Source organism: Allobosea sp. (assembly GCF_036675845.1).
Lineage (GTDB): Bacteria > Pseudomonadota > Alphaproteobacteria > Rhizobiales > Beijerinckiaceae > Allobosea.
Window position 1 is genome coordinate 14,300 of record NZ_JAKFED010000137.1, and the last position, 24,333, is coordinate 38,632.

A 24,333-nucleotide genomic window follows, 5' to 3' on the forward strand; every position below is an offset into this window, starting at 1 on the left:
CCTTGCTCCAGCCCGCCACGCTCACCGCGCTCGCCATTCTCGCCCTCGCCTGCGGCTCGCTTCTCGGTCTGGCGCGGGCCGGCTCGGATTTCGCGACGCTCTCGTCGCTCGGACCCTATCTCGCCCGCCTGATCGTCTCGGCCGGCCTGCAGGCGGCCCTATCCGCCCTGCTCTCGCTGCTGCTCGGCATCGCGCTGGCTTTGGCCCTGCTGCGGCGGCGCTTTCCCGGCCGCGAACTGCTGCTCGCTTTGCTGACCACGGCCGCAGTCGCACCGACCATCGTCATCGCCTTCGGCATCGTCGCGATCTATGGCCGCTCCGGGCTGCTCGGCGGGCTGGCGCGCGGTCTCGGTTTCGAGCCGCCCTCGATCTACGGCCTGCACGGCATCGTCATCGCCCATGTCGTGATGAACATGCCGCTGGTGGCCCGCGCCCTGCTCCATGCCTTCGAGCGCGAGCCGGGCGAACGGCTGCGGCTCGCCTCGGCGCTCGGCTTCTCGGCGGCCGACTGCTTCCGCCATCTCGACTGGCCGCTGATCCGGCGCGAGGCACCGGCGCTCGGCGTCCTGGTCTTCCTGCTCTGCTTCACCAGCTTCGCCATCGTGCTCTCGCTCGGCGGCGGCCCGGCCAATGCCACGCTGGAGGTCGCGATCTTTGAGGCGGTGCGCTTCGAGGCCGATTTCGCCCGCGCCGCGGCACTCGCGGGCCTCCAGCTCACGATCTGCCTCGGGCTCGCCGCGCTTCTGACGGCGCTGACACCGCGAGGCCGCGACGAGGCCGGTGCCGAACGCCACGCGCCCCGCCCCGATCTCGGCGCATTGCGTGGCCTCGACGGCTTCGTCCTCGCCCTGGCGACAATCCTGATCGCGCCGCCTTTGCTCAGCGTCGCGAGCGGCCTTGGCGCCCTGCCCCTGCTCGCCTCCACCGAATTTGCCCGCGCCGCTGCGACCAGCGCCGTCATCGCCGTCAGCGCCGGACTGCTCGCCTGCCTGCTCGCCCTGCTGCTGGCCAGCGCCGCGCGCCGAAGCCGCCGCCGCTCCCGCCTGCCCGAGCTTGCCGCCTTCGCCCTGCTCGGCCTGCCGCCCTTCGCCTTCGTCGCCGGGCTCTACGTCCTGCTGCGCGGCTTCGGCGACCCGGCCTCGCTCGGCCTCTTCCTGGTTCCGCTGGTCAACGCCCTGATGGCGCTGCCCTATGCCTATCGCCTGCTGGCGCCGGCGCTGGCGACCAGCGCGCTGCGCCATGGCAGGCTGGCCGAGAGCCTCGGCATCAGCGGCTGGAACCGGCTGAGACTGGTCGAATGGCCGGCCTTGCGCGGGGCGTTCGGAGCCGCCTTCGCCTTCGCCACCGCGCTCTCGCTCGGCGATTTCGGCGTCATCGCCCTGTTCGGTGGCGGCGAGCTGACGACCTTGCCCTATCTGCTGGCCAACCGCCTCGGCGCCTATCGCATCGACGAGGCCGGCGCGCTGGCGCTCGTGTTGGTCGTCTCCGCCGGCGGCCTCGCCTTCCTGACCCAGCGCTGGAGCGCGCGCCATGCTTGAGATCGAGGGCCTCGCGCTGCGCTATCCCGATTTCACGGCGAGCTACGACCTCGCCGTGCCCGAAGGCGCGCTCTGCGCCGTGATCGGTCCGTCCGGCGGCGGCAAGACGACGCTGCTGCATGCCATTGCCGGCTTCGAGCGTCCGGGGGCGGGACGGCTCCGCTTCGCCGGGCAGGACCTGCTGCCGCTGCCGCCCGCGGCCCGCCCGGTCTCGATCCTGTTCCAGGACCACAACCTCTTTCCGCATCTGAGCGCGGCCGAGAATGTCGCGCTCGGGCTGAAGCCGTCGCTGCGGCTCGACGAAAGCGAGCACGAGCGGGTCGCGGCGGCCCTGGCGGAGGTCAACCTGACGGATTTTGCCGCGCGCAAGCCGGCAGAGCTTTCCGGTGGGCAGCGTCAGCGCGTCGCCATCGCCCGCGCCTTGCTGCGCGGCAAGCCGCTGATGCTGCTGGACGAGCCGTTCGGCGCCCTCGATCCCGGCCTGCGCCGCGAGATGATCGACCGCGTCGATGCGCTGCGCCGCGCCCATGGCCTGACCGTATTGATGACGCTGCACACCCCCGAGGAAGCGGCGGCGAAGGCCAATCTCTTCGCCTATGTCGCCGACGGCCGCGTCCAGGCTGTCGGCCCCTGGGAAAAGCTGACGGCAAAGGACGGCCCGGAGCCGGTCAGGCGCTTCCTCGGCCTCTGAGAGGCGTCAGAGCCGCCCGTTCTTCAGCGCGCGCAGCACCTTCTCGCCCGGCCGGCCGGTCGGCGGCATGCCGATCTTGCCCTCGACATCCTTGATCGCCGCCCGCGTCAGCGAACCGACGGCGCCGTCCGGCTCACCGACATTGTAGCCGCGCGCGATCAGCAGGCGCTGCAATTCGCGGCGCTGCTCGCGCGACAAGGGCAGGTCGTCGGTCGGCCAATCGCCCTGCACGCCCGGCCGGCCGCGCAGCCGGTCGGAAAGGAGCGAGATCGCCAAGGCATAGGAATCCGCGCCATTGTAGCTGTAGGCGGCGTCGTAGTTCTTGAAGACCAGGAAGGCCGGGCCGTTGCGGCCGGCCGGCATCAAGAGGCCGGCACTGCCCGAGCCGGACAGGGCGGAGCCGTCGAACTTGACGATGCCTTGGTTCGCCCAATGCGAGACGGATCGCTTCGGCTTGCGCCCGTTCGAACCGGAATAGCCGCGCGGCACCCTGACCTCGTAGCCCCAGCCCGCGCCGGTGACCCAGCCGGCCTTGTCCATGAAATTGGCGGTGGAATGCAGCGCGTCGGCGATCGAATCGACCAGATCGCGGCGGCCGTCGCCATCGCCATCGACGGCGAGCCGCAGATAGGTCGAGGGGATGAACTGGGTGTGGCCGAAGGCCCCGGCCCAGGAACCCATCAGCCGGTCGGCGCGGACGTCGCCGCGCTGGATGATCTGCAGCGTCGCGATCAACTCGCCCTTGAAGAAGGAGTTGCGGCGCGGTGCCAGGCAGGCGCCGGTCGAGAGCGCCTGGACCAGCGGCATCTTGCCCCGCGCCTTGCCGAAATCGCTCTCGACCCCCCAGACCGCGGCGATCGTATGCCTGTCGACGCCGAAGCGCTTCTCGGCGGCAGCGAAGGTCGAGGCATGCTGGCGCAGCATGGCGCGCCCTTCCGCCACCTTCTCCTCATCGACCAGCGTGCCGAGATAGTCCCAGATCGGCGTCTTGAACTCCGGCTGGTTGTTCATCGCCTCGATCACCTTCATGTCGGGCGTGACGCCCGCCATGGCCCGGTCGAAGGTGGCGCCGGAGACCCCCTTGGCGGCGGCGGCCGAACGCAGGCCGGCGACACAGGAATCGAAATCCGCCCAGGCCGCCGGGGCAGCGAGGAGGAAAGGCAAGGCCAGGATCAAAGCGCGCATGGGTCCACCGAATCGCAGGAATGGCGCAAATCTAGGGCGCTGCGGTTAAAGGAGGTTAACCCTGCCAATTTTCGCATTCGGCGTTTCCTTCCGGGCGCGACGTGATCTATGCCACGGCATCGCCGCGCGAATCGTCCCGGACCCTCCATGCAGCCCGCCTACATCGAGATCCTCGGCTTCTCCGCTGCGGTCCTGACGACCCTGTGCTGGCTGCCGCAGGCCGCGCAGACGATCCGCACCCGCGACACCCGCGCCATCTCGCTGTGGACGCAGGCGATGTTCGCGACCGGCATCGGGCTCTGGCTGATCTATGGACTGCTCATCGCCTCCTGGCCGCTGATCGGCGCGAATGCGGTCTCGCTGGCGCTGGTGCTGGTCATCCTGACGATGAAGCTGCGACACGGCTGAGCGGCCGCAGACCCAACCACGACCCGGCCTCCCGCCACGGAAATCCCGCCATGCCAGCCCTCAGCACCGCGCATCTCCTGCCGATCGGCATGCTGGTCGCGTCCAATGTCTTCATGACCTTCGCCTGGTACGGACACCTCTCCTACAAGAGCTCGGCGCTCTGGCTCGTCGTGCTGGCGAGCTGGCTGATCGCCCTGCCGGAATACATGCTGGCCGTGCCGGCGAACCGCGCCGGCCACGGCGTCTATTCGGCGGCCGAGCTCAAGACGATCCAGGAAGTCGTCACGCTTTGCGTCTTCGCGCTGTTTTCGGTGTTCTGGCTGAAGGAATCCCTGAGCTGGAACCACGCCATCGGCTTCGCCCTGATCGCCGCCGGCGCCTTCTTCATCTTCAACGGAAAGGCGTGACGCCCATGGCCCCGATCCCCGCCGCCGGCCACCCCGCCGTCGAGGCCTATCTCGCCGAGGGCTATGACAGCGTCGTCGGCATGTCGTCGCGCTTTGCCGCGGCGGTCTGCGCCAGGCTGCTGCGGCTCCAGACCGAAGAAGGCGTCGCCGGTCCGATCGCCGAGATCGGCGCCTTCGAGGGCCGCTTCTTCATCGCGCTGGCCCATGCGCTCGAGCCCGGCGAGATCGCGCTCGGCATCGACATCTTCGAATGGCCCAATCCCGAAGTGAAAGACCGCTTCGAGGCGAACTGCCTGAAGCACGGCATCGCGCCCGAGCGCCGCCTCACCATCAAGGGCGATGCCGGCGCCATGGCTCCGGCCGAGATGCTGGCGCATGCGCGCGGCGAAAAACTGCGCTTCGTCCATATCGACGGCGAGCACTCGCGCGCGGCGCTGGCCAGGGACCTGGCGCTCGCCACCGTCTGCCTCGCCGAGGGCGGGCTGATCGTGCTCGACGACATGCTGCACCCCGGCTACCCGACGCTGATGGTCGCGGTGCAGGACTATCTCGAGGCCAATCCGGACATCGTGCCGCTCTGCGTGATCGACCGCGAGACCATCGTCGGCGCGACCAAGTTCGTGCTTTGCCGGCGCGACTGGTTCGAGCGCTACCAGGGCGCGATGCTCGAGATCTTCAAGGAGCAGATCTGGCCGCTCGGCGCCGATTTCGAGCCACATTGGTGCCTTGTTCTGTCGCTCGATACGCGCCTCGCCGAGATCACCTGAGGACGTCATCTCGCAAGCAAATCCGCCGTCATTCCGGACAAGCCGCCCTCGGGTCCGGCCTTTGGCCGGCCCAAGGATAAACTCCGCGGCGCAGCTCCGGAATCCATCGAAGGGCGCTGAGCTCTACGATGGATTCCGGCGCTCCGCTTCGCTACGGCCGGAATGACGGCATCGCTCCGCATCAACCAGGAAGACTGCCGTGAAGAAAGCGATCCTTGTCGCCGCGTCCATCATGACCATCTCGACCCCGGCGCTCGCCGGGCCGACCTGCTCGCCCGGCGACGACCGCGCCCAGATCCTCGCCTCAGCCACCATCGGCGATGTCCACCCCGCCTGGCGCGGCGGCAAGCGTGTCGGCTATGGCTGGTCGCTGCAGGTCCGGCGCAACGCCCATGACGATGCCGGCATCACCTATCATGTCGGCGACCTCTACGACACGCGCGGGAAGCTCTCGACCCGCAACGTCTTCGCCATCGACAGCGAATGGGATTGCGGGCCCTGAGGAGCTTTTACCGTCATTGCGAGGAGCGTAGCGACGAAGCAATCCAGGGGGAGCAGAGCGCGACACTGGATCGCTTCGCTTCGCTCGCGATGACGGACCTTGGCAGCGCTCAGCGCGCCGCCGGCCGGACCCGCAGCACCTTCCCGCCATCGTCGCTGAGCAGATAGATGAACCCGTCCGGCCCCTGCCGGACATCGCGGATGCGCTCGCCGAGATTGGCGAGCAGCCGCTCCTCGCCGGTGACCTTCTCGCCCTGCGTCGAGAGCCGCACCAGCATCTGCCCGGCGAGCGCGCCGACGAAGAGCGAGTTCTTCCAGGCCGGCCAATGCTCGCCGGTGTAGAAGGCGGCGCCCGAGGGCGCGATCGACGGATCCCAATAGAACAGCGGCTGCTCCATCCCGGCCTTGGCGGTGCCCTCGCCGATCTTCACGCCGGAATAGTCGATGCCATAGGTGATCACCGGCCAGCCATAGTTCAGCCCGGCCTTGGGCGTGTTGACCTCGTCGCCGCCACGCGCGCCGTGCTCGGCCGTCCAGAGCTGGCCGGTCTGCGGGTGGAGGGCCGCCCCTTGAACGTTCCGATGGCCGATCGACCAGATTTCCGGCTGCCAGCCCGGCTTCTTCGGGTTGCCCTCCGCCACTCCACCCTCGGGCCGGATGCGGATGAGCTTGCCGATATGGTTTGCCGGGTTCTGCGCCTGGTCGCGCTGGCTGTAGCGGTCGCCGACGGTGACGAAGAGCGCGCCGGTCCGGTCGAAGACCAGCCGCGAGCCGAAATGCATGTTGCTGGCGATCGTCGGCATCTGCCGGAAGATCACGCTCATGCCTTCGAGCGCCGTGCCGCCGGCATTGAGCCGGGCGCGCGCCACGCTGGTGCCGTTGCCGTTGGCGCGAGGCTCGGCGAAGGAGAGATAGACGAAGCGGTTCTGCGCGAAGTTCGGATCGAGCACGACATCGAGCAGGCCGCCCTGCCCGCGCGCCACGACATTCGGCACGCCGGAGATCGGCGGCGACAGCTTGCCCTGCGCCGAAACCAGCCGCAGCCGGCCCGGCCGCTCGGTCACCAGCATCCGGCCATCGGGCAGGAAGGCGAGCCCCCACGGGTTTTCAAGCCCGCTGGCGACGGTCTCGACCACGAGTTCGCCGGCGCTGGAGGGGTAGCGCTGCTGGGCCGCGACAGGGATGGTGAGCGTCAGCGCGAGAGCTGCGGCGAGGACGAAGCGCATCGACATCTCCTGATGACGGCCGGCGGCAAGCCGACCACACCTAACATGTGCGCGATGTCGTCCCGGACAAGCGGCGTCAGCCGCGCCGATCCGGGACGACCCGCTCGGGGAGAATGCACAATTCAGGCACCGGTTGCTTCGAGCTCACGCCGAAGTGAGACGATCTGGGAGGTTTCGTCGAGCACGACGTCCTCAGCCGTCACCACGGCGCCCGCCGGAACATCGCGCTTCAGCTTCACATGATGGGCGAGCCCGATCGGCAGCGCCTTGGCGGCGCGGCTGGCGGCGGCCGGCAGCAGCCTGCCGTAGACGGTGTAGCCGCCCTCGCCGTCCAGCGTCTCGCCGGCCTTCAGCGCGCGCTTGGCGGTCGCCACCGCATCGCCACGCCAGCCCCGCGTCGCCCCGGTCGGCTCGCCGCGCAGCGCCGCGTTCAGGACCGAGATCGAGAGCTCGAGCCCGATCAGGTGAAAGGGCTTGTACATCGCCGCATAGAGGCCCGTGCTGTCGGTCGGCAGTCCGTACTGCTTGAAGCAGGCGGCGGCATAGGCGTTCGGCGCCTTCAGCACGACATAGACGCCCCAGCGCAGGTCGCGGAAGACCGGGCGCCCGTCGCGCTCCAGGGACGACACCACCTCGACCATGCCGTCGCGCTCGAGCAGGCCACCGACCGCCTTCGGCCTCAGGCTATGGGCGAGATCGTCGACGCCGCAGGGCGGGAAGGACAGCCCGTCCTCCGGCACGTCGAGCCCGCAGGCATTGGCGATCGCCGCCATCTCGATCGCCGATTTGGTGCCGTCGAGGAAGGAGTTGAACATTTGCGGGTTCATGCCGGCGGCCTTCGCCGCCTCCGGCGTCAGCCCGTAATGGCTCCAGACCTCGTCCGGCGTCACCCGGTGATAGGCCGGCAGGTATTTCGTGCCCTTGCCCGCCGCCGCGACGGTGAACCCGGCCGCCCGCGCCCAGTCGACCATCTCGGACACCAGCGCCGGCTGGTCGCCATAGGCCATCGAATAGACGACACCGGCGGCCTTCGCCTTGGCCGCCAGCACCGGCCCGACGAGGACGTCGGCCTCGACATTGACCATCACGACATGGCGCCCGGCGGCGATCGCGGCGAGCGCATGCCTGGCCCCGGCTGCCGGATGCCCGGTCGCCTCGATCACCACCTCGACGCCGTCGGCCTGCGCTGCCGCGGCGCCGTCCTCGACGAAGCGGGTCCGCGCGATCCTTGGCTCGTCCCAGCCGACATTGCGGCAGGCCTTGCGCGCCCGCTCGGGGTCGAGATCGGCGATCACCGCGACCTCGAGCCCCTCGATATGCGGCACCTGGGCGAGGAACATCGAGCCGAACTTGCCGGCGCCGATCAGCGCGCAGCGGACGGGGCGGCCCGCCTCGGCGCGGGCGGCGAGCTTGGGCATCAGGTTCATGGGCGGGCTCCGGCAAGTAAAGCCGTCATGGTCGGCCTTGAGCCGACCATCTCAGGACAAGAAGGCGCGCTGACGTTTCCGAGATTCTCGGATCTCCGCTTCGCTACGTCCGAGAATGACGACAAGTCGCGATCACCCCGCCGTCACGCCGGCGTCCTTGATGATCTTCTCCCAGGTCGCGATTTCCTGCAGGTGATAGGGCTTGAAGGCGGCCGGATCGCGGACCTTCAGGGTAAAGCCGAGCTTCAGGATCTGCTCGGTGATCGCCGGCTTGGCGAGCGCGGCCATCACCGCCTGCGACAGCTTTTCCAGCACCGGCGCCGGCGTCGCCGCGGGGGCGAAGAAGGCCGCCCAGGAATCGGCGTCGGCACCGGAGACGCCCTGCTCGCGCAGCGTCGGGATGTCCTTGGCGCGCGGGTTGCGCTCGGGGCTCGCCAGCGCGATCGCCCGCAGCGTGCCGGAATTGATCTGCTCCAGCACCGAGGGCAGCGTCGAATTGGCGATGTCGATGCGCCCGCCGATGATCTCCTGCACCAGCGGCGCCGCGCCCCTGAACGGCACATGCGTCATCTTGATGCCGGTGCGCTGCATGAACAGCTCCATGGCGAGATGCGAGCCGGAGCCGACGCCAGTCGAGCCGTAATTGAGCTTGCCCGGATCGGCCTTGGCCAGCGCGATCAGCTCCTTGATGTCCTTCGCCGGCAGGTCGTTGCGCACGACGAAGGCATGCTCGAAGGCGCCGACGCCGCAGACCGGCGCAAAATCCTTGACCGCGTCGTAGCCCGGATCCTTGAGCAGGAACATGTTGTTGCCATGCGTCTGGTTGTTGCCGAAGACGAAGGTGTGGCCGTCGGGCTCGGCCTTGGCGACGGCGCGGGTGCCGACCGCGCCCGAGGCGCCGGCGCGGTTGTCGACCACGACGTTCTGGCCGATCGAGCCGGAGAGGTCCTGCGCCACGAAACGGGCGATCGCATCGGTCGGCCCGCCGGCCGGATAGGGCACGACGAGCGTGATCGGCTTGGACGGGTAGCCCTGCGCCCGGGCGATGGCCGGGGCGAAGACGGCGCCGGCGACGAGGCCGAGCGTGGAACGGCGGGTGAGCAACATGAATATCCTCCCAGGCGCCCGATCGAACGACGGGCTTTGGCGCGAGGATTACGGGCAAAGGCGGAACGCGTCCAGCGCTGGCCGAACCGGTGCCCCAGCCTGTAGCCTGCGGCCCGGCCAGCAAGGAAGGAACGCCGCATGACCGTCCGCATCGAACGCCAGGGCAAGGTCGCGACCGTGATCCTCAGCCGCCCCGGGGCGCGCAATGCCATGGACCCGGATAGCGCGGTCGCCCTGACCGAGGCCTTCCTCCAGCTCGATGCCGACCCGGAGACGGCTGCCATCGTGTTCTGGGGCGAAGGCGGCGCCTTCTGCGCCGGCTGGGACCTGAAATGCGCCCAGGCTTTCACCGACCTGAACCGCTTCCAGAGCGAGATCGTCGATGGTCTCGCCTTCCCCGAAGGCGACGCACCCGCCCCGCGCGGGCCGATGGGGCCGTCGCGGCTGGAGATGAGCAAGCCGCTGATCGCCGCGGTCGAGGGGCCGGCGGTGGCGGGAGGCATGGAGCTCGCACTCTGGTGCGATGTCCGCATCATGGCGCATGACGCCTATTTCGGCGTCTATTGCCGGCGCTGGGGCATCCCGCTGATCGATGGCGGCACGGTGCGCCTGCCGCGCCTGGTCGGCCAGGGCCGGGCGCTCGAGATCATCATGACCGGCCGCAAGGTCGAGGCGCAGGAGGCGCTGCGCATCGGGCTCTGCGAGCAGGTCGTCGGCTGTGGCCAGACGCGTGCTGCCGCCGAGGCGATGGCGCAGCAGATCGCCCGCTTCCCGCAGGGCGCGATGCTGGCCGACCGCCGGAGCGCCATCGCCGGCCATGGTTTGCCGGTGCGCGAGGCGCTGGCCCGCGAATGGGCCGGCGGGGTGCGGACCATCGCGACGGAAGGCGCAGCAGGCGCCGGCCGCTTCGCTGCCGGCAAGGGCCGCGGCGGCGATTTCGGGGATATTTGACCAACAGCGTCATTCTCGGACGGAGCGAAGCGCAGATCCGGGAATCTCATGACCAGATAGCTGGTTTCCGAGATGCTCGGGTCGAGCCCGAGCATGACGCGCCCTATGCCGTAAACCCCGCCCGCTTCAGCCGCTGGATCGAAAGATCGAGCGCCTGCAGGAAGGCCGAGCGATCCTTCGGCGAGAACGGCTTCGGCCCGCTGCCGGCCGTCCCCATGGCGCGCAGATCCTCCATCATGTCGCGCGTCGCCAGCGCCATGCCGATCGAGGCGTCGGTGAAGGCTTTCCCGGTCGGGCCGATGACGTCGGCGCCGGCCTTGAGGCAGCGATCGGCCAGCGGGATGTCGCTGGTGACGACGATCGCGCCGCGCGCGACCCGCTCGGCGATCCAGTTGTCGGCCGCATCGAAGCCGTCGGAGACGATGACGCGCTCGATATGGGGTTCGCGCGGTACCTGCATGAAGCTGTTGGCGACGACGAAGACCCTGAGCCGGTGGCGCTCGGCGACGCGGTAGATCTCCGGCTTCACCGGACAGGCGTCGGCATCGACATAGATCGCGATCGTCTGGCTGCTCTGCTCCATCGCAGGGCCATCGCAGGGAAGGCGGACCTGCGCAAGCCTCTGCCTGCGCAAGCTTCTGCCGGCCCAGGCCCCGATCCTTATGCCGGCCTTATGCCCGGCCTGCTCTTCCACATGGCGAGCTTATCGGCAGGAGACCTACATCCTCGGCATCGAAGGAGGTCGACATGTCGACTGAAACTGCCCTGAAACGAAACGCCCAGCAGCGCCGCGCCCGCGCCGTCTATCGCAGCCTCGCGAACGACCGGCCGATGGTCGGCATCCTCTGCGCCGAAATGGTGGCGCTCGCGCTCTTCGCGCTCGCTGCCGCCGGCCTGATCGGCCTGCGCGCCTGGCTCGCCTTGCCGAACTGAGATCGCACCATGGCCCGCTACAAGCCTCTCCAGCCGCTCATCGGCGAAAGCCATCTCTTCCTGGTCGGCCAGTCGAAGCGCGGCTTCTGGGTGGCGCGCGACCTTGAAGGCCGCAGCGAAGGCATCTTCCGCGACCAGAAGGAAGCGATGCGCTTCGCGCTGTTCGAGGGCGGCCACGCCAATGCCGTGCTGCTCTCGCCCGCCCCGGTCGAGCCCTCCTTCGGCACGGGCATCCACTGACCCATCCCCGTCACGCCGAGCGGGCGGCGCGCGCCCTCGAGCGCGCGCTGTTCGATATCTTCCTGGAAGCGGCCGGCGCGCTGATCGAACAGCTCGTCGAAGTCGGCATCCACGACCCTGCCGACATCGCCCGCCGGCTCAACCGCCGCGGCTTCCCCTGCTTCGGCCGCTCGCGCTGGAGCGCGGGCGCCGTCACCATGGTGCAGCGTCGGCGTCGGCGCGACGCAATGTGCGAGTTCCCGCCGGAGGAAGGAAAAGAAACAGCGTGCCCTCCGGCGTTCGCTGCCCTAGGCTCGGCTTCTGCTTCGAGATGACGGCTCCGCGCCCGCGGGGCCGGCCGCGGCAGCCGAAAGCCGGCCTCCCGTGACGCAAGCGCTCCGCCAAATCGACTCAAGCTGGCTGTCCGGCCCGTTACGAAACCCGCGCGCTTCGCTCTGAAGCAGCGGCAAGACGCGCCCCCCTGAGGTCCGCACTCCGCGTTCCCCGATCAAAGGAGACAGACGATGGCAAAAGGCGAACAGCGCGGTAACCGCGAAGCCAAGAAGCCCAAGCAGAACAAGCCGAAGGCGAGCGCGCCGGCAGCCGCGCCGGCCTTCGCGACGGCGATCGCCAAGGCCACCGGGCAGAAGAAGAAGTGATCCGCTTCCGGACCATCGATCCGGCGGAGGCCGAGAAGCCGGCACCGCAGCCGGCGGTTGCCCCGCCGCCGGCCAGAAATCCGGTGGCCGAGATCGCCGCGGCCGACGGCATGCCCGGCACCAGGCCCAAGGGCCTCACCCGCAAGACGCCGCTGCGGGCGAAGAAGCCCGGCCCGACCCCGCTTCTCGACGAATAAGGGCAAGCGGGCCCGGCTCTCACGCCGCCTCGCTCACCTCTTCCGTCCAGACCCGGAACCCGGTCAGCGTGTTCGGCCCGAAGGTCGTGGTGAGGGCGACGTCCGCGGCATCGCGGCCGCGCGCGATCAGCACCCGGCCGATACGCGGAACATTGTTGCGCGGATCGAACATCTGCCAGCCGCCCTCGAGATAGGCCTCGAACGACGCCGCGAAATCGCCCGGCGGCCAGGGCGGCGGCGTACCGGCATCGCCGAGATAGCAGGTGCAGTAGCGCGCCGGGATGTTCATCGCCCGGCAGAAGGCGATTGCCAGATGGGCGTAGTCGCGGCAGACCCCGCGCCCTTCGCGATAGGCCTCGGCTGCGCTGCGGGTCACGCTCGCATCCATGTAGTCGAAGGCGATGCGCTGGTGGACGAAGTCGCAGATCGCCTGCACGCGCGGCGCTCCCGGCTGGGTATGGCCGAAGAGCTGCCAGGCGAGGTCGAGCAGCCGGTCGCTGTCGCAGAAGCGGCTGGCCAGCAGGAAGACCAGGCACTCCTCCGGCAGGCGCTCAACCGGCACCTGCCCCGCCTGGCGATCGAACGCCTCGGGCAGGCCGCTATCGCTGATCACCGCATCGGCCGAGAAGCGCATCGCGCCCAGCGGCGCGAGCAGGCGGCTGCACCAGTTGCCGAAGCCGTCGCGATAGGCGCTGACCGGGACCGGCGGCTGGACGCGCATATGATCCGGCGCTGCAAGGTCCGAGACCCGGCTGAAATGCACATGCAGCATGAGGATCATCGGGGTCGGCTGCGGAAATTCGTAGTCCAGTTCGTAGCCGATCCTGAGCTTCATGCATGAGCCTTCTGCGCGCCAGCGCGGTTGCCTGCGACTCCCCAGCCTCGACACCACCATGCACGTTTCAGGCCTGCACGATACAATTCCGGCCGCTATCCCGCCGAGGGCCGTCAACTTGCCGCCGAGGCGCTCCCCGGTCATTCGCTTTGCTTCTGGCCGCTATCAAGCACTCGCGCTTGCGGTGCCGGCGCTTGGGTCCTAAACCACGCCCGCGCCCGAAGGCGTGCCCTGCAAGCTCCCGGAGATCTGGATCATGGCTTTTCTTGCCGACGCCCTGAAGCGCGTGAAGCCGTCTGCGACCATCACCATCACGCAGAAGGCGCGCGATCTCAAAGCGCAGGGCAAAGACGTGATCTCGCTCTCCGTCGGCGAGCCCGATTTCGACACGCCCGACAATATCAAGGAGGCGGCGATCGCCGCCATCCGCCGCGGCGAGACCAAGTACACGCCCGTCGCCGGCATCCCGCAATTGCGCGAGGCGATCACCCGCAAGCTCAAGCGCGAGAACGGCCTCGACTACAAGCCGAACCAGACCATCGTCGGCACCGGCGGCAAGCACGTCATCTACAATGCGCTGCTCGCCACGCTGAACCCGGGCGACGAGGTGATCTGCGTCGCGCCCTATTGGGTGACCTATCCCGAGATCGTCGCGCTTTGCGGCGGCACCGCGACCTTCGCCCACACCACGATCGACAAGGAGTTCAAGCTCCAGCCCGAGGAGCTCGAGCGCGCGATCACGCCGAAGACCAAATGGGTGATCCTGAACTCGCCCTCCAACCCCTCCGGCGCGGCCTATACCCATGCCGAGCTCAAGGCGCTGACCGACGTGCTGCTGCGCCATCCGCATGTCTGGATCCTGACCGACGACATGTACGAGCACCTGGTCTATGGCGACTTCAAATTCGTCACCCCGGCGCAGATCGAGCCCGCCCTCTACGAGCGCACGCTGACCATGAACGGCGTCTCGAAATCCTACGCCATGACCGGCTGGCGCATCGGCTACGCCGCCGGCCCCAAGCATCTGATCGACGCCATGGACATGGTCCAGGGCCAGCAGACCTCAGGCACCTCGGCGATCTCGCAATGGGCGGCGGTCGAGGCACTCGACGGCTCGCAGGATCATCTGCCGGTGTTCAGGAAGGCGTTCGAGCGCCGGCGCGACCTCGTCGTCTCGATGCTGAACCAGACGCGGGGCCTGAAGTGCCCGACCCCGGAAGGCGCCTTCTACGTCTATCCGGACTGTTCGGCCCTGATCGGCAAGACCATGCCCAACGGCAAGAAGATCGAGACCGACGAGGACCTCGTCATGGGCCTGCTGGAAGACGAGGCCGTCGCCGCGGTGCACGGCTCCTCCTTCGGGCTCGGCCCGAACTTCCGCATCTCCTACGCCACCTCGGACGACAAGCTGGAAGAGGCCTGCCGCCGCATCCAGCGCTTCTGCGCCGAGCTGCGCTGACAAAAGGGCGAGGCCGGCAGGTGGACTGCCGGTCTCGCCTCGATCGCAGATGAACCTCGAAGAGCAGCGCGCCCTGATGCTGTCAGGGCAGATGTATGACGACCTGACGCCCGAGCTTGTCGCGGCGCGGGCGCGCGCCGTCGGCCTGACCGACGCCTACAACCGCAGCATCGGCCAGCCGCCCGAAGCGCGCGAGGCGCTGCTTCGGACGTTTCTCCGCGAGGTCGGCCCGGGCGCGCATTTCGAGCCCAGCTTCCGCTGCGAATTCGGCTTCAACATCGCCATCGGCCGGAGCTTCTACGCGAATTTCGACTGCGTCATGCTCGACGGCGCCGGGATCACCATCGGCGACAACGTCCTGCTCGGCCCGCGTGTCGGCATCTATACCGCCAACCACGCCATCGACCCGGCCGAGCGCATCGCCGGCGGCTGCTATGCCAAACCGGTGAGCATCGGCAACCGCGTCTGGATCGGCGGCGGCGCCACGATCAACCAGGGCGTCACGATCGGCGACGACACGATCATCGGCGCCGGCAGCGTCGTGATGCGCGACGTGCCGGCGGGGGTGATCGCGGCCGGCGTCCCCTGCAAGGTGCTGCGAGAGATCACCGCGGCCGATGCGACCGGGTTCCGTTCGTCGCGGCCGTGAACGCGGGCGGCGCCGCCCCGCCGCCATCCGGGCTTCGTGAATTGCGGCCGCCGTCGGCATTGGCTAACGCTCAGGCATGAACCGCCGCGCCTTCCTGACGCTCGCCGCCTGCTGCGCACTACCGGTCGCTGGCGGTGCCCAGGAGCCTCGGCCCTCGCTCTCGGTGCGCGAAGCGCATGAAGCCGTGCAGGCGGGCCGGCTCGTGCTGGTCGATATCCGCACGCCCGAGGAATGGGCCGATACCGGGGTACCGAAGGGCGCGGTCAGGCTCGACATGGAAGGCAGCGGCTTCGAGGTGCGCCTCGCCGCCCTGAAGCTCGACCATCCCGGCAAGCCGATCGCGCTGATCTGCCGGACCGGCAGCCGGTCGTCGGCCCTGCAGCGCAAGCTCGCCGCCCGTGGCTGGAAGGAACTCGTCGACGTCCGCGGCGGCCTGCTCGGCAATCCCTCGGACAAGGGCTGGCTGGCGGAAGGGCTGCCGGTGACGGGGTATCCCTGAGAAAAGCGCTTCTCCCGGGAGAAGGTGTCTGCGCAGCAGACGGATGAGGAGATGAAGCTCTATCCTCCCCTCATCCGTCAGCGCTTCGCGCTGCCACCTTCTCCCCCGAGGGGAGAAGGAAGGCCCAACAGATCCGGCCGCCGTTCCCGCGTGATCGCCTCCGCCTGCTCGCGGCGCCAGCGCGCGATGCGGGCATGGTCGCCGGAAAGCAGCGCCTCGGGCAGGCCCCTGCCCTCCCATTCACGCGGCCTTGTGTAGTGCGGGTATTCGAGCAGCCCGTTCTCGAAGCTCTCCTCCTGCCCCGATTCCTGCTTGCCCATCACGCCCGGAATCAGCCGGACACAGGCATCGAGCAGCACCATCGCCGCCATCTCGCCGCCGGACAGGATGTAGTCGCCGATCGAGACCTCGGTCAGGCCGCGGCCCTCGATGACGCGCTCGTCGACGCCCTCGAAGCGGCCGCAGACGATGACGACGCCCTCGCCGATCACGAGCTCGCGGACCCTGGCCTGGTCGAGGCGCGCGCCGCGCGGCGACATCAGCAGGCGCGGCCTTGCATCATCGGCGGGAACGGCGGCGTCGATCGCCGCCGCCAGCACGTCGCAGCGCAGCACCATGCCGGCGCCGCCGCCGGCCGGATTGTCGTCGACATTGCGATGCCGCCCGATGCCGTGGTCGCGGATCTGGTGGGTGTCGAGCGACCAGAGCCCGTTGCGCAGCGCCTCGCCAGCCAGCGAGGCGCCGAGCGGGCCCGGGAACATTTCCGGGTAGAGCGTCAGGATCGAGGCACGGAAGGTCATGGTTCAACCTGGCTCTGGCGCTGATAACACCACCGTCATCCCGGGCAAGCGCAGCGCAGACCCGGGATCCATCGAAGGACCCCGAACTCTACGATGGATTCCGGCACTCCGCTTCGCTACGGCCGGATTGACGGCTCGTGTGACCGGCGCAGAGGAAATCACCCGAAGCGCAGCGCCGGATGCCCGTCCAGCGCTGCGAAATCCTTCACGCTGGCGACGACATTGTCGAAGCCGGCGAAGGCGCCGGCGTCGAGCATGGTCAGGATCGCCACCGCCCGCATGCCGGCGCGCCGCGCCGCCTCGACGCCGTTGGGGGCGTCCTCGAAGACGATGCAGTCGCCCGGCGCCACGCCCATCCGCTCGGCAGCGGCGAGGAACATGTCCGGATGCGGCTTGCCGCGATAGCCCTGGCTCGGCGAGACGATGGTGGTGAAGCGCTCACGCAAAGCGAGCGTGTCGAGGATCAAAGCGATATTCGGTGGCGCGGCCGCCGTGCCGACGGCCATCGGCACGTCATGGCTGCGGGCACGGTCGAGCAGCCCGACCAGGCCGGTCAGGGCTGCGACATGCGGCCGGTAGGTCTCGCGGTAGACGCTTTCCTTCTCCTCCGCCAGGCGGTCCAGCTCGGCAACATCGGCGCCGGGAAAATGCGGGCCGATGATGTCCGGGATCGCCATGCCGGCGGTCTGCGCCGAGAAGGTCGCGCGCTCGAAAGGCAGGCCGTGGCCGCCATACCAGCGCTCCCAGGCGTCGTCATGGAAGCGCATATTGTCGACGATGGTGCCGTCCATGTCGAAGATCAGCGCCTTCGCCGGCGTATCAGGCAGCATCGTCGTCCTCGAACAGACCGGCCGGCGGCAGCGCCTCGATCCGCCTGCCGACGATGTCGATGCGCGGCGCGAAGGCCTTGGTGAAGGGCATCAGCACCGAGCGGCCATCGGGCGTCTCGATGTCGAGCAGGTCGCCGGCGCCGTAATTGGCGACGGCGGTGACTTTCCCGAGGATGGCTCTATCCGGCGCGAAAACCGAGCAGCCGACGAGATCGGCCTGCAGGAACTCGTCCTCGTCCTCGGGCGCCGCCAGGCGCGAGCGCTCGACGAAGAGCCTGACGCCGTTCAGCGTCTCGGCGCCCTCGCGGCTGGTCACGCCCTTCAGCCGGGCGACGACCACCTCCTTGGCGGGGCGCAGCGAAGCGATCTCGAAGCGCCGCCCCTGCTCGTCGGTAAGCGGGCCGTATTCGGCCAGCGCCAGCGGATCGCCGGTGAAGGCCTTGATCCGGACCTCGCCCTTGATGCCATGGGGAGCGCCGATGACGCCGAGCAGGACGAGTTCGTCAGATGCCACGACGCGTCATGCCCGGGCTCGCCCCGGGCATCTCCTGCCGAAGATTCCCGGGTCGAAGCTGCGCTTCGCCCGGGAATGACACGTTGGACGTCAAGAAGCTCACGCCTCGGCTTCGGCCGGGGCAGCGCTCTTCTCGGCCCGCTTCTCGGCGCGCTCCTTGGCCTTCTCGCCGGGAACCGCCTTGTTCGGGTTGTTGCGGGCCGGGCGCTTCAGCACGCCGGCGGCGTCGAGGAAGCGCAGCACGCGGTCGGTCGGCTGGGCGCCCTTGGCGAGCCAGGCCTTGGCCTTCTCGAGGTCGAGCACGACGCGCTCCGGCGAATCCTTGGCCTTCATCGGGTCATAGGCGCCGATCTTCTCGATGAAGCGGCCATCGCGCGGCGCGCGGGCGTCGGCGACGACGATGCGGTAATAGGGGCGCTTCTTGGCGCCGCCGCGGGTCAGGCGGATCTTGAGGGACATAGGTCTTTCCTTTGGTTTGAACGGAGAACTACTTTTTCTTGAACGGGTTGTTGCCGAGCCCTGGCAGGCCGGAGCCCAACCCGGGCAATCTCGGCATCATCCCGGCCGGCGGAGTGACGCCCTTGGGCAGGCCGGGGAAGCCGCCAGGCGGCAGCGACGGCATGCCGCCGCCGGCGCCGAGCTGCTTTTGGAGTTCGGCGAGCTGCGCCGGATCCATCTTCGAGGGATCCGGCATGCCTGCAGGCAGGCCGCCCATGCCGCCACCGAGCCCGAACATCTGGCCGAGCTTGCCGAGCATGCCGCCCTTCTGCCGGGCCATCTGCTTCATCATGTCCGCCATCTGGCGATGCATCTTGAGCAGCTTGTTGATCGCCTCGGGCGAAGTGCCGGAGCCGGCGGCGATGCGCTTCTTGCGGCTGTTCTTCAGCAGATCGGGGTTCTTGCGCTCGGCCGGCGTCATCGAATTGATGATCGCGATCTGCCGGGCGATGGCCTTGTCGTCCATCTTCGAGCTGGCGATCTGGTTCTTCATCTGGGCCATGCCGGGCATCATGCCCATCAGCCCGCCGAGCCCGCCCATCTTCTCCATTTGCTGGAGCTGCGAGCGCAGGTCGCCGAGATCGAAATTGCCCTTGGCGAGGCGCTGCGCCAGCTCCTGCGCCTTGTCAGCGTCGACCGTCGCGGCGGCCTTCTCGACCAGGCCGACGATGTCGCCCATGCCGAGGATGCGGTTGGCGACGCGCGAAGGATGGAAATCCTCGAGCGCGTCGGTCTTCTCGCCGGTGCCGACGAGCTTGATCGGCTTGCCGGTGACGGCGCGCATCGAGAGCGCCGCGCCGCCGCGGCCGTCGCCGTCCATGCGGGTCAAGACGATGCCGGTCAGCCCAACGCGGCCGTCGAAGGCGCGGGCGGTGTTGACCGCGTCCTGGCCGGTCAGCGCGTCGGCGACGAGCAGCACTTCATGGGGATTGGTTGCCGCCTTGACCTCGGCGACCTCGGCCATCAGCGTCTCGTCGAGCGTGACGCGGCCGGCGGTGTCGAGCATGACGACGTCGTAGCCGCCGAGCCTGGCGGCCTCGACGGCACGGCGCGCGATCTGCACGGCGGACTGGCCGGCGATGATCGGCAGCGTCTCGACGCCGACCTGCTTGCCGAGAATGGCGAGCTGCTCCATCGCGGCCGGACGGCGCGTATCGAGCGAAGCCATCAGGACGCGCTTCTTGTTGCGGTCGGTCAGGCGCTTGGCGATCTTCGCCGTGGAGGTGGTCTTGCCCGAGCCTTGCAGGCCGACCATCAGGATCGGCACCGGCGGGACGGCGTCGAAGGTGATGCCCTCGCCCTCGCCGCCGAGCGTGTCGATCAGCACGTCGTTGACGATCTTGATGACCTGCTGGCCGGGGGTGACCGATTTCAGCACCTCGGCGCCGACGGCGCGCTCTCTGACCTTTTCGGTAAAGCTGCGCACCACTTCCAGCGCGACGTCGGCCTCGAGCAAGGCGCGCCGCACCTCGCGCAGCGCGGCGTTGACGTCGTCCTCGGTCAGCGAGCCCCTGCGGGTCAGGCCCGAGAGGATGCCGGAGAGTCTTTCGCTCAGCGTGCCGAACATGCGGACCTGCTTGCTGCCTCAAAAGCCGGATCGGCCAAGCCTCGTCCCCCAAGCGGTTTCGCGCCCGAGGGCGCAGGCGCGCTGTCGGGCGTTGACCTCCGGGCTCGTAAAGGCGCTAGGCGCGGCCCGGTCGGCGGATGAAGTCTCGTCGATGCGGCGAAACGGATGGCCGCGTTAAAGCGGAAGATTGCGGCGAAAGTCAAGCTGAACGCCACAAGAGCGCAGCGGCTGCCGGCGATTGCACCGCGTGCGGCCGCCCTCCTATTTCCCGAAACCGATTCCGACCTGCCCTCACCAGGGAGACAACATGAAGCTCTTGGCTATCACCGCGACATTGCTGGCGCTCGGCCTGACCCAGGCGCAGGCGCAGTCCTGCGAGGGCAATTTCAGCGTGGTCGGCACCCCGATGCTGACCGGCCTGACCTACAAGACCTGGGACATGGTGGCCAAGCGCGCCCCGGCCCGCGTCCTCAAGGATCTCGGCGCCGCGATTTCGGCCGAAGGCTTCGCCGACATGCGGATCGACAACGCCACCAGCTCGGTGCTCGCCATCCAGGAGACCTCCGGCTCCGGCCGCCCGCAGACGCTGCGCGTTACCGCCCGCAAGAGCGGCGGCGGCACCCGCGTCGACGCCGTCTTCGTCGTCCAGCAGGGTCAGGTCGCCCCCGAAGGCTATGTCCGCGACGCGCTCTGCCGCGTGATCTCCGGCGCGCAGGGCTAGATGACGGCCTATGGCCGCTCGGTCAGCAGGTTGGCATCGCGCGCCAGTTGCCAGCGGCCATCGGCTTGCTTGCGCAGGATGGTCAGCGTGTAGCCCGACCGACGGACGGCCTTGCCGTCCGTCGAAGTCGCGGTCATCTCGATATGGTTGCGCAGCCAGGCGAAGTCGCCGACCACCTGAAGCTCGCGGATCTCGCTGCGCCCTTCGATGGTGAATTGCCCGAGCCCTGCGAGCGCAGCGGCGAAGGCCTGCTTCCCGAACGGCTCGGCGCCCGGCACCATGAAGACCACGTCGTCGGCGATCAGGTCGAGCACGGCTTCGACATCGCCTGCCTTGGTGGCCGCCATCCAGTTTTCGATCAGTGCGCGGATGGCCCGTTCATCCTCGTTCATCCTCGGCCGCCTCCTTGTGAATCCAAAGCATGGTGACAATCACGCCAAGATTCCCCACTAGAGCAGGATGCGAAAAAGTGGGAACCGGTTTTTCGCATGAATCCTGCTCTAAGCTTTTGATAAGAGACGGATTCAGCTTTCAGATGGAAGCGCTTCGCGGTTCCATCTGAAAGCATCCGGCTCTAGCGCCAGCATGAACCCGGCTGCTTGCCGGCCGCAGGACAAGACGAGAACCAGACGATGACAAGAGCCTTGAACGCAGCGCTGGCGCTCGCGCTGCTCGCGGCCGGCTGTGCCGGAACCCAGCGCGAAGCCGCGCCGCCGAGCGCCCGCAAGCTCGAGCGTCTCGCAGCCGTGAAGGCCGAGCCGGCCGAGGCCGTGCGCATTCTCAACGGCTATCGCGCCGGCAAGGGGCTCGGCCCGGTCAGGCTCGACCCGGCTCTGACCACGATGGCGCAGCGCCAGGCGGATGCGATGGCCGCCGGCGACAGCCTTTCGCACGACGCCGCCGGCAGCTTCACTTCGCGGGTCCATGCCGCGGGCCTCGACACGGTGCGGGCCGCCGAGAACCTCGGCGCCGGCTATTACTCGACGCAGGAAGCCTTCGACGGCTGGAAGAAATCCTCCGGCCACGAAACCAATCTCGTCATGCCGCAGGCGACGCGCATCGGCATCGCGCTCGCCAAGAATCCGCAGACCCGCTACGGCGCCTGGTGGACGCTGGTGCTCGCCGCCGAGCCCGAAAAGCGCCGGGAAAGGCCGGTCGGTCCCGTGGGTTATTTCGGCTCGAATCCGTTCACACCGCGCTGAGGGACGCCGGGCCGAGCGCTCATTGCAGAGCGGAAGGAAATTCCTTACATTGGAAAGCGGAGGTCGGCGATGATCACGAGCAAGCTCACGACGAAGGCGCAGACCACGATCCCGCAGGCGGTACGCACCGCTCTCAAACTTAAGGAAGGCGACGAGATCACCTATGTGATCGCGAACGGCCATGTCGTGATCAGCAAGGCAACGCCTTCCGCCGAAGATCCGTTCGGAACCTTCGCTGAATGGGACGGCGAGGCGGATCGGAAGGCCTATGCCGAGCTTTGAGCGAGGCGACGTCGTCCGCGTCCCCCTCCCCTATACCGACCGCGCAACGCGCCAGCATCGGCCGGCGCTCGTCGTGTCCGATGGAGGCATCGGCGATGGCGAGGCGCTGCTCTGGGTCGTGATGATCACCAGCGCCGAGAACCGGCCCTGGCCGGGCGACGTACCGCTCGGACCACGCTATCGCGAAGCCGGCCTGCCCGCTCCCTCGACGATAAGGCCCTGCAAGATCGCGACGATCGAGGCCCGCCATGCGCAAGCGATCGGCCGCATCGATGCGGAGCGGCTGGCTGCCGTGACGGCGACGCTGCGCGGCCATCTCAAACTTGGATAGCCTCTTTACAATCGCCTGCGTCTGGTGATGGCTCTGGTCTTTATCGGAGCTATCCCATGACCTTCGAAACCTGGGCCGCCTTCGCCGCCGCCACCGCCGTCCTGCTCGTCATCCCCGGGCCGACCATCCTGCTGGTGATCTCCTATGCGCTCGGCCAGGGCTGGCGCACCGCCTTCCCGATGGCGGTCGGCGTCGCGCTCGGCGACTTCACGGCGATGACCCTCTCCATGCTCGGCGTCGGCGCCCTGCTGGCAACCTCCGCCACCGTGTTCACGGCGCTGAAATGGGTCGGCGCGGCCTATCTGATCTATCTCGGCGTCAAGCTCTTCCGCGCCGGCGGCAGCCTGAACGCCGAGCCCCGCAACGATGCGACCTCGGCGCTGAAGATGCTCGGCCATGCCTGGCTGGTGACGGCGCTGAACCCGAAAAGCATCACCTTCTTCGTCGCCTTCCTGCCGCAGTTCCTCGACCCGAAGGCGGATTTCTGGGCGCAGATGCTGATCTTCGAGGCGACCTTCATCGGCCTCGCCTTCGCCAATGCGCTCGGCTACGCGCTGATCGCCTCGCGCGCCCGTTCGGTGGTGGGCAATCCGCGCGCCATCGGGCTGTTCAACAAGGCCGGCGGCACCCTGCTGGTCGGCGCCGGGGTCGCGACGGTCGCGCTGCGCTCGGGCAGCAACTGAGGCGCGCCGCATTCACGATCGCGCGGCGGCTCTTGACCCGGCGCGATCGACGCCCACCTTGACCGGGCCATGAACCGCCGCAAATTCCTCCACCTCCTCGGTATCCCCGCGCTCCTCGCCTCCGGCGGCTTCGCCTGGGCCTCCTATGCGCGCTCGCGCAACCCCTATTACCAGGGTCCCGTCAGCGACCATTTCAACGGAGTGGTCTTCAGCGACGGCCGGCCCGTGACCAAGGGGCTGCTCGATGTGCTGCGCTGGCAGGTCGGCAGCCGCCGGAAGGAAGCGTTTCCGGAGCATTTCCCGGCGCCGCCGCAGGACAGGCCGCCGGCCAGGGTCGAGGGGCTGCGCATCGCGCATCTCGGCCACGCCTCCTTCCTGCTGCAGGCCGGCGGGCTCAACATCCTCATCGACCCGGTCTATTCGGAGCGGGCGAGCCCGTTCTCCTTCTTCGGCCCCAGGCGGGTGAACGCGCCCGGCATCGCCTTCGCCGATCTGCCGAAGATCGACATCGTCCTGATCACGCACAACCACTACGACCATCTCGACCTCGAGACGCTGGCACGGCTGCACCAGCGCGACCGGCCGCGCATGATCATGCCGCTCGGCAACGATGCGATCGTCAAGGCGCACGACGCCACGATCCGGGCCGAGGCCCATGACTGGCGGACCCGCCTGGCGCTTTCCGACGAGATCGCGCTGACGCTGGTGCCGAGCTATCACTGGTCGGCGCGCGGCGCCTTCGACCGGCGCATGGCGCTGTGGTGCTCCTATGTGATCGAGACGCCGGCCGGGAAGCTCCTCCATGTCGGCGACACAGGCTTCCATGACGGTTCGCTCTATCGCGAGCTCGGGCGGGAGCACGGCCCCTTCCGCCTCGCCTTGCTCCCGATCGGGGCCTATGAGCCGCGCTGGTTCATGGGCGACAACCACATGAACCCGGAAGAGGCGGTCGAGGTCATGCGCTCGCTTGGCGCCGAGCAGGCGCTCGGCCATCACTGGGGCACGTTCCAGCTCACCGACGAAGGCATCGGCCGCCCGCTGGAAGCGCTGGCGGCCGCGCTCGACAAGGCCGACCTGCCGCAGGAGCGCTTCCTGCCGATGCGGCCGGGACTGATCTGGGAGGTTTGAAATCCGAGTCTGCGCTCGGCCGTCATGCTCGCCCTTGTGGCGAGCACCCACGCATTGAACACGACGCTCGATCGGTGAAAACGCGGATGGTCGGGACAAGCCGACCATGACGAGGAAGC

General features: G+C 68.6%; 32 protein-coding genes. 20 read left to right on the forward strand and 12 right to left on the reverse strand.

All coding sequences use genetic code 11. From position 1 onward, the window contains the following. The first annotated feature begins 2 nt into the window (after positions 1-2). Both V6M56_RS13985 and V6M56_RS13990 read left to right on the forward strand, forming a co-directional pair. Entirely contained in the window at positions 3-1,538 is a 1,536-nt protein-coding gene (locus V6M56_RS13985; protein ID WP_332684653.1) for an ABC transporter permease subunit, read from the forward strand. Then, positions 1,531-2,229, forward strand: a complete 699-nt coding sequence (locus V6M56_RS13990) for a thiamine ABC transporter ATP-binding protein (protein ID WP_332684655.1) — start codon at positions 1,531-1,533, stop codon at positions 2,227-2,229. Before V6M56_RS13985 ends, V6M56_RS13990 begins: the two co-directional genes overlap by 8 nt. A gap of 6 nt (positions 2,230-2,235) precedes the next feature. Here the strand turns inward: V6M56_RS13990 and V6M56_RS13995 are convergent, their stop codons facing one another. After that, a complete protein-coding gene (locus V6M56_RS13995) occupies positions 2,236-3,414 on the reverse strand; it encodes a lytic murein transglycosylase (protein WP_332684658.1) in 1,179 nt (392 codons plus the stop codon). Positions 3,415-3,561: 147 nt separating this feature from the next. Here V6M56_RS13995 and V6M56_RS14000 point away from each other — a divergent pair, with 147 nt between their 5' ends. The 4 genes from V6M56_RS14000 to V6M56_RS14015 all read left to right on the forward strand — a co-directional run bounded on the left by V6M56_RS14000 (position 3,562) and on the right by V6M56_RS14015 (position 5,498). Continuing rightward, the gene (locus tag V6M56_RS14000) at positions 3,562-3,822 is read left to right on the forward strand and encodes a SemiSWEET family sugar transporter (protein WP_332684660.1); all 261 of its coding nucleotides are present in this window, start codon (positions 3,562-3,564) and stop codon (positions 3,820-3,822) included. A 50-nt stretch (positions 3,823-3,872) separates the two neighbouring features. Then, entirely contained in the window at positions 3,873-4,229 is a 357-nt protein-coding gene (locus V6M56_RS14005) for a DMT family protein (RefSeq protein WP_332684662.1), read from the forward strand. 5 nt (positions 4,230-4,234) lie between these two features. Further along, positions 4,235-4,996, forward strand: a complete 762-nt coding sequence (locus V6M56_RS14010) for a class I SAM-dependent methyltransferase (RefSeq protein WP_332684664.1) — start codon at positions 4,235-4,237, stop codon at positions 4,994-4,996. Between the two features lie 199 nt (positions 4,997-5,195). Beyond that, a complete protein-coding gene (locus V6M56_RS14015) occupies positions 5,196-5,498 on the forward strand; it encodes a hypothetical protein (RefSeq protein WP_332684666.1) in 303 nt (100 codons plus the stop codon). A 109-nt stretch (positions 5,499-5,607) separates the two neighbouring features. Here the strand turns inward: V6M56_RS14015 and V6M56_RS14020 are convergent, their stop codons facing one another. The 3 genes from V6M56_RS14020 to V6M56_RS14030 form a co-directional block, all read right to left on the reverse strand. Next, positions 5,608-6,723: a PQQ-dependent sugar dehydrogenase gene (locus V6M56_RS14020; RefSeq protein WP_332684668.1), complete on the reverse strand. Its 1,116-nt coding sequence runs from the start codon at positions 6,721-6,723 to the stop codon at positions 5,608-5,610. Positions 6,724-6,845: 122 nt separating this feature from the next. Next, on the reverse strand, positions 6,846-8,150 hold the full coding sequence (locus V6M56_RS14025; protein ID WP_332684669.1) for an NAD(P)H-dependent oxidoreductase: 1,305 nt from the start codon (positions 8,148-8,150) through the stop codon (positions 6,846-6,848). 132 nt (positions 8,151-8,282) lie between these two features. Further along, the gene (locus V6M56_RS14030; RefSeq protein WP_332684671.1) at positions 8,283-9,257 is read right to left on the reverse strand and encodes a Bug family tripartite tricarboxylate transporter substrate binding protein; all 975 of its coding nucleotides are present in this window, start codon (positions 9,255-9,257) and stop codon (positions 8,283-8,285) included. A 138-nt stretch (positions 9,258-9,395) separates the two neighbouring features. On the opposite strand from V6M56_RS14030, the gene V6M56_RS14035 reads away from it, so the two are divergent. After that, complete coding sequence (locus tag V6M56_RS14035) at positions 9,396-10,208, forward strand: crotonase/enoyl-CoA hydratase family protein (RefSeq protein ID WP_332684673.1); 813 nt, start codon at positions 9,396-9,398, stop codon at positions 10,206-10,208. 103 nt (positions 10,209-10,311) lie between these two features. Here V6M56_RS14035 and V6M56_RS14040 read toward each other — a convergent pair whose 3' ends face one another. Next, on the reverse strand, positions 10,312-10,791 hold the full coding sequence (locus V6M56_RS14040) for a YaiI/YqxD family protein (protein ID WP_332684675.1): 480 nt from the start codon (positions 10,789-10,791) through the stop codon (positions 10,312-10,314). A 164-nt stretch (positions 10,792-10,955) separates the two neighbouring features. On the opposite strand from V6M56_RS14040, the gene V6M56_RS14045 reads away from it, so the two are divergent. The 4 genes from V6M56_RS14045 (at position 10,956) to V6M56_RS14060 (ending at position 12,216) form a co-directional block, all read left to right on the forward strand. After that, positions 10,956-11,141, forward strand: a complete 186-nt coding sequence (locus tag V6M56_RS14045; RefSeq protein ID WP_332684677.1) for a hypothetical protein — start codon at positions 10,956-10,958, stop codon at positions 11,139-11,141. Between the two features lie 9 nt (positions 11,142-11,150). Next, a complete protein-coding gene (locus tag V6M56_RS14050; RefSeq protein ID WP_332684679.1) occupies positions 11,151-11,381 on the forward strand; it encodes a hypothetical protein in 231 nt (76 codons plus the stop codon). Between the two features lie 503 nt (positions 11,382-11,884). Beyond that, positions 11,885-12,019 carry a hypothetical protein gene (locus V6M56_RS14055; RefSeq protein WP_332684681.1) on the forward strand — a complete coding sequence of 45 codons (135 nt, stop codon included), beginning with the start codon at positions 11,885-11,887 and terminating at the stop codon, positions 12,017-12,019. Then, positions 12,016-12,216: a hypothetical protein gene (locus V6M56_RS14060; RefSeq protein ID WP_332684683.1), complete on the forward strand. Its 201-nt coding sequence runs from the start codon at positions 12,016-12,018 to the stop codon at positions 12,214-12,216. The genes V6M56_RS14055 and V6M56_RS14060 overlap by 4 nt, the downstream gene beginning before the upstream one ends. A 19-nt stretch (positions 12,217-12,235) precedes the next feature. Here the strand turns inward: V6M56_RS14060 and V6M56_RS14065 are convergent, their stop codons facing one another. Continuing rightward, positions 12,236-13,051 carry a transglutaminase-like domain-containing protein gene (locus tag V6M56_RS14065; RefSeq protein WP_332684685.1) on the reverse strand — a complete coding sequence of 272 codons (816 nt, stop codon included), beginning with the start codon at positions 13,049-13,051 and terminating at the stop codon, positions 12,236-12,238. 256 nt (positions 13,052-13,307) lie between these two features. On the opposite strand from V6M56_RS14065, the gene V6M56_RS14070 reads away from it, so the two are divergent. The 3 genes from V6M56_RS14070 to V6M56_RS14080 all read left to right on the forward strand — a co-directional run bounded on the left by V6M56_RS14070 (position 13,308) and on the right by V6M56_RS14080 (position 15,658). Next, the gene (locus V6M56_RS14070; RefSeq protein ID WP_332684686.1) at positions 13,308-14,510 is read left to right on the forward strand and encodes a pyridoxal phosphate-dependent aminotransferase; all 1,203 of its coding nucleotides are present in this window, start codon (positions 13,308-13,310) and stop codon (positions 14,508-14,510) included. Positions 14,511-14,559: 49 nt separating this feature from the next. Beyond that, on the forward strand, positions 14,560-15,159 hold the full coding sequence (locus V6M56_RS14075) for a sugar O-acetyltransferase (protein WP_332684688.1): 600 nt from the start codon (positions 14,560-14,562) through the stop codon (positions 15,157-15,159). A 76-nt stretch (positions 15,160-15,235) separates the two neighbouring features. After that, entirely contained in the window at positions 15,236-15,658 is a 423-nt protein-coding gene (locus V6M56_RS14080; RefSeq protein WP_332684690.1) for a rhodanese-like domain-containing protein, read from the forward strand. Between the two features lie 77 nt (positions 15,659-15,735). Here V6M56_RS14080 and trmD read toward each other — a convergent pair whose 3' ends face one another. The 5 genes from trmD to ffh form a co-directional block, all read right to left on the reverse strand. Then, positions 15,736-16,458 (reverse strand): tRNA (guanosine(37)-N1)-methyltransferase TrmD, encoded by a 723-nt coding sequence (trmD, locus tag V6M56_RS14085; protein ID WP_332684692.1) that lies wholly within the window; start codon positions 16,456-16,458, stop codon positions 15,736-15,738. Positions 16,459-16,616: 158 nt separating this feature from the next. Further along, on the reverse strand, positions 16,617-17,288 hold the full coding sequence (locus V6M56_RS14090; protein WP_332684693.1) for an HAD family hydrolase: 672 nt from the start codon (positions 17,286-17,288) through the stop codon (positions 16,617-16,619). Beyond that, the gene (gene rimM, locus V6M56_RS14095) at positions 17,278-17,802 is read right to left on the reverse strand and encodes a ribosome maturation factor RimM (RefSeq protein WP_332684695.1); all 525 of its coding nucleotides are present in this window, start codon (positions 17,800-17,802) and stop codon (positions 17,278-17,280) included. Before rimM ends, V6M56_RS14090 begins: the two co-directional genes overlap by 11 nt. 99 nt (positions 17,803-17,901) lie before the next feature. Next, on the reverse strand, positions 17,902-18,261 hold the full coding sequence (rpsP, locus tag V6M56_RS14100; RefSeq protein ID WP_332684697.1) for a 30S ribosomal protein S16: 360 nt from the start codon (positions 18,259-18,261) through the stop codon (positions 17,902-17,904). 28 nt (positions 18,262-18,289) lie between these two features. Beyond that, positions 18,290-19,867 carry a signal recognition particle protein gene (gene ffh, locus V6M56_RS14105; RefSeq protein WP_332684699.1) on the reverse strand — a complete coding sequence of 526 codons (1,578 nt, stop codon included), beginning with the start codon at positions 19,865-19,867 and terminating at the stop codon, positions 18,290-18,292. A gap of 307 nt (positions 19,868-20,174) precedes the next feature. Here ffh and V6M56_RS14110 point away from each other — a divergent pair, with 307 nt between their 5' ends. Next, positions 20,175-20,588: a hypothetical protein gene (locus V6M56_RS14110; RefSeq protein ID WP_332684701.1), complete on the forward strand. Its 414-nt coding sequence runs from the start codon at positions 20,175-20,177 to the stop codon at positions 20,586-20,588. 8 nt (positions 20,589-20,596) lie between these two features. On the opposite strand, the gene V6M56_RS14115 is transcribed toward V6M56_RS14110, so the two are convergent. Continuing rightward, positions 20,597-20,980, reverse strand: coding sequence for a YybH family protein (locus V6M56_RS14115; RefSeq protein WP_332684703.1), 384 nt, complete (start codon positions 20,978-20,980; stop codon positions 20,597-20,599). 240 nt (positions 20,981-21,220) lie between these two features. On the opposite strand from V6M56_RS14115, the gene V6M56_RS14120 reads away from it, so the two are divergent. From V6M56_RS14120 to V6M56_RS14140, 5 genes are all read left to right on the forward strand, one after another. After that, positions 21,221-21,790, forward strand: a complete 570-nt coding sequence (locus V6M56_RS14120; protein ID WP_332684705.1) for a CAP domain-containing protein — start codon at positions 21,221-21,223, stop codon at positions 21,788-21,790. A gap of 69 nt (positions 21,791-21,859) precedes the next feature. Continuing rightward, positions 21,860-22,072, forward strand: coding sequence for an AbrB/MazE/SpoVT family DNA-binding domain-containing protein (locus V6M56_RS14125; RefSeq protein WP_332684707.1), 213 nt, complete (start codon positions 21,860-21,862; stop codon positions 22,070-22,072). Next, entirely contained in the window at positions 22,059-22,403 is a 345-nt protein-coding gene (locus V6M56_RS14130) for a type II toxin-antitoxin system PemK/MazF family toxin (protein ID WP_332684709.1), read from the forward strand. The genes V6M56_RS14125 and V6M56_RS14130 overlap by 14 nt, the downstream gene beginning before the upstream one ends. A 56-nt stretch (positions 22,404-22,459) precedes the next feature. Continuing rightward, positions 22,460-23,086 (forward strand): LysE family translocator, encoded by a 627-nt coding sequence (locus tag V6M56_RS14135; RefSeq protein WP_332684711.1) that lies wholly within the window; start codon positions 22,460-22,462, stop codon positions 23,084-23,086. Between the two features lie 69 nt (positions 23,087-23,155). Next, positions 23,156-24,214 carry an MBL fold metallo-hydrolase gene (locus tag V6M56_RS14140; RefSeq protein ID WP_332684713.1) on the forward strand — a complete coding sequence of 353 codons (1,059 nt, stop codon included), beginning with the start codon at positions 23,156-23,158 and terminating at the stop codon, positions 24,212-24,214. The last annotated feature ends 119 nt before the right edge of the window (positions 24,215-24,333 follow it).

Coding starts and splice junctions, on each gene's coding strand:
- V6M56_RS14140 (WP_332684713.1), top strand. CDS start 23,156: ATGAACCGCCGCAAATTCCTCCACCTCCTCGGTATCCCCGCGCTCCTC.
- V6M56_RS14045 (WP_332684677.1), top strand. CDS start 10,956: ATGTCGACTGAAACTGCCCTGAAACGAAACGCCCAGCAGCGCCGCGCC.
- V6M56_RS14075 (WP_332684688.1), top strand. CDS start 14,560: ATGAACCTCGAAGAGCAGCGCGCCCTGATGCTGTCAGGGCAGATGTAT.
- V6M56_RS14110 (WP_332684701.1), top strand. CDS start 20,175: ATGAAGCTCTTGGCTATCACCGCGACATTGCTGGCGCTCGGCCTGACC.
- V6M56_RS14040 (WP_332684675.1), bottom strand. CDS start 10,791: ATGGAGCAGAGCAGCCAGACGATCGCGATCTATGTCGATGCCGACGCC.
- V6M56_RS14120 (WP_332684705.1), top strand. CDS start 21,221: ATGACAAGAGCCTTGAACGCAGCGCTGGCGCTCGCGCTGCTCGCGGCC.
- ffh (WP_332684699.1), bottom strand. CDS start 19,867: ATGTTCGGCACGCTGAGCGAAAGACTCTCCGGCATCCTCTCGGGCCTG.
- V6M56_RS14020 (WP_332684668.1), bottom strand. CDS start 6,723: ATGCGCTTCGTCCTCGCCGCAGCTCTCGCGCTGACGCTCACCATCCCT.
- V6M56_RS14030 (WP_332684671.1), bottom strand. CDS start 9,257: ATGTTGCTCACCCGCCGTTCCACGCTCGGCCTCGTCGCCGGCGCCGTC.
- V6M56_RS14035 (WP_332684673.1), top strand. CDS start 9,396: ATGACCGTCCGCATCGAACGCCAGGGCAAGGTCGCGACCGTGATCCTC.
- V6M56_RS13990 (WP_332684655.1), top strand. CDS start 1,531: ATGCTTGAGATCGAGGGCCTCGCGCTGCGCTATCCCGATTTCACGGCG.
- V6M56_RS14115 (WP_332684703.1), bottom strand. CDS start 20,980: ATGAACGAGGATGAACGGGCCATCCGCGCACTGATCGAAAACTGGATG.
- V6M56_RS13995 (WP_332684658.1), bottom strand. CDS start 3,414: ATGCGCGCTTTGATCCTGGCCTTGCCTTTCCTCCTCGCTGCCCCGGCG.
- V6M56_RS14055 (WP_332684681.1), top strand. CDS start 11,885: ATGGCAAAAGGCGAACAGCGCGGTAACCGCGAAGCCAAGAAGCCCAAG.
- V6M56_RS14000 (WP_332684660.1), top strand. CDS start 3,562: ATGCAGCCCGCCTACATCGAGATCCTCGGCTTCTCCGCTGCGGTCCTG.
- V6M56_RS14065 (WP_332684685.1), bottom strand. CDS start 13,051: ATGAAGCTCAGGATCGGCTACGAACTGGACTACGAATTTCCGCAGCCG.
- rpsP (WP_332684697.1), bottom strand. CDS start 18,261: ATGTCCCTCAAGATCCGCCTGACCCGCGGCGGCGCCAAGAAGCGCCCC.
- V6M56_RS14050 (WP_332684679.1), top strand. CDS start 11,151: ATGGCCCGCTACAAGCCTCTCCAGCCGCTCATCGGCGAAAGCCATCTC.
- V6M56_RS14090 (WP_332684693.1), bottom strand. CDS start 17,288: ATGCTGCCTGATACGCCGGCGAAGGCGCTGATCTTCGACATGGACGGC.
- V6M56_RS14130 (WP_332684709.1), top strand. CDS start 22,059: ATGCCGAGCTTTGAGCGAGGCGACGTCGTCCGCGTCCCCCTCCCCTAT.
- V6M56_RS14135 (WP_332684711.1), top strand. CDS start 22,460: ATGACCTTCGAAACCTGGGCCGCCTTCGCCGCCGCCACCGCCGTCCTG.
- V6M56_RS14070 (WP_332684686.1), top strand. CDS start 13,308: ATGGCTTTTCTTGCCGACGCCCTGAAGCGCGTGAAGCCGTCTGCGACC.
- V6M56_RS14005 (WP_332684662.1), top strand. CDS start 3,873: ATGCCAGCCCTCAGCACCGCGCATCTCCTGCCGATCGGCATGCTGGTC.
- V6M56_RS14080 (WP_332684690.1), top strand. CDS start 15,236: ATGAACCGCCGCGCCTTCCTGACGCTCGCCGCCTGCTGCGCACTACCG.
- trmD (WP_332684692.1), bottom strand. CDS start 16,458: ATGACCTTCCGTGCCTCGATCCTGACGCTCTACCCGGAAATGTTCCCG.
- V6M56_RS14025 (WP_332684669.1), bottom strand. CDS start 8,150: ATGAACCTGATGCCCAAGCTCGCCGCCCGCGCCGAGGCGGGCCGCCCC.
- V6M56_RS14125 (WP_332684707.1), top strand. CDS start 21,860: ATGATCACGAGCAAGCTCACGACGAAGGCGCAGACCACGATCCCGCAG.
- V6M56_RS14010 (WP_332684664.1), top strand. CDS start 4,235: ATGGCCCCGATCCCCGCCGCCGGCCACCCCGCCGTCGAGGCCTATCTC.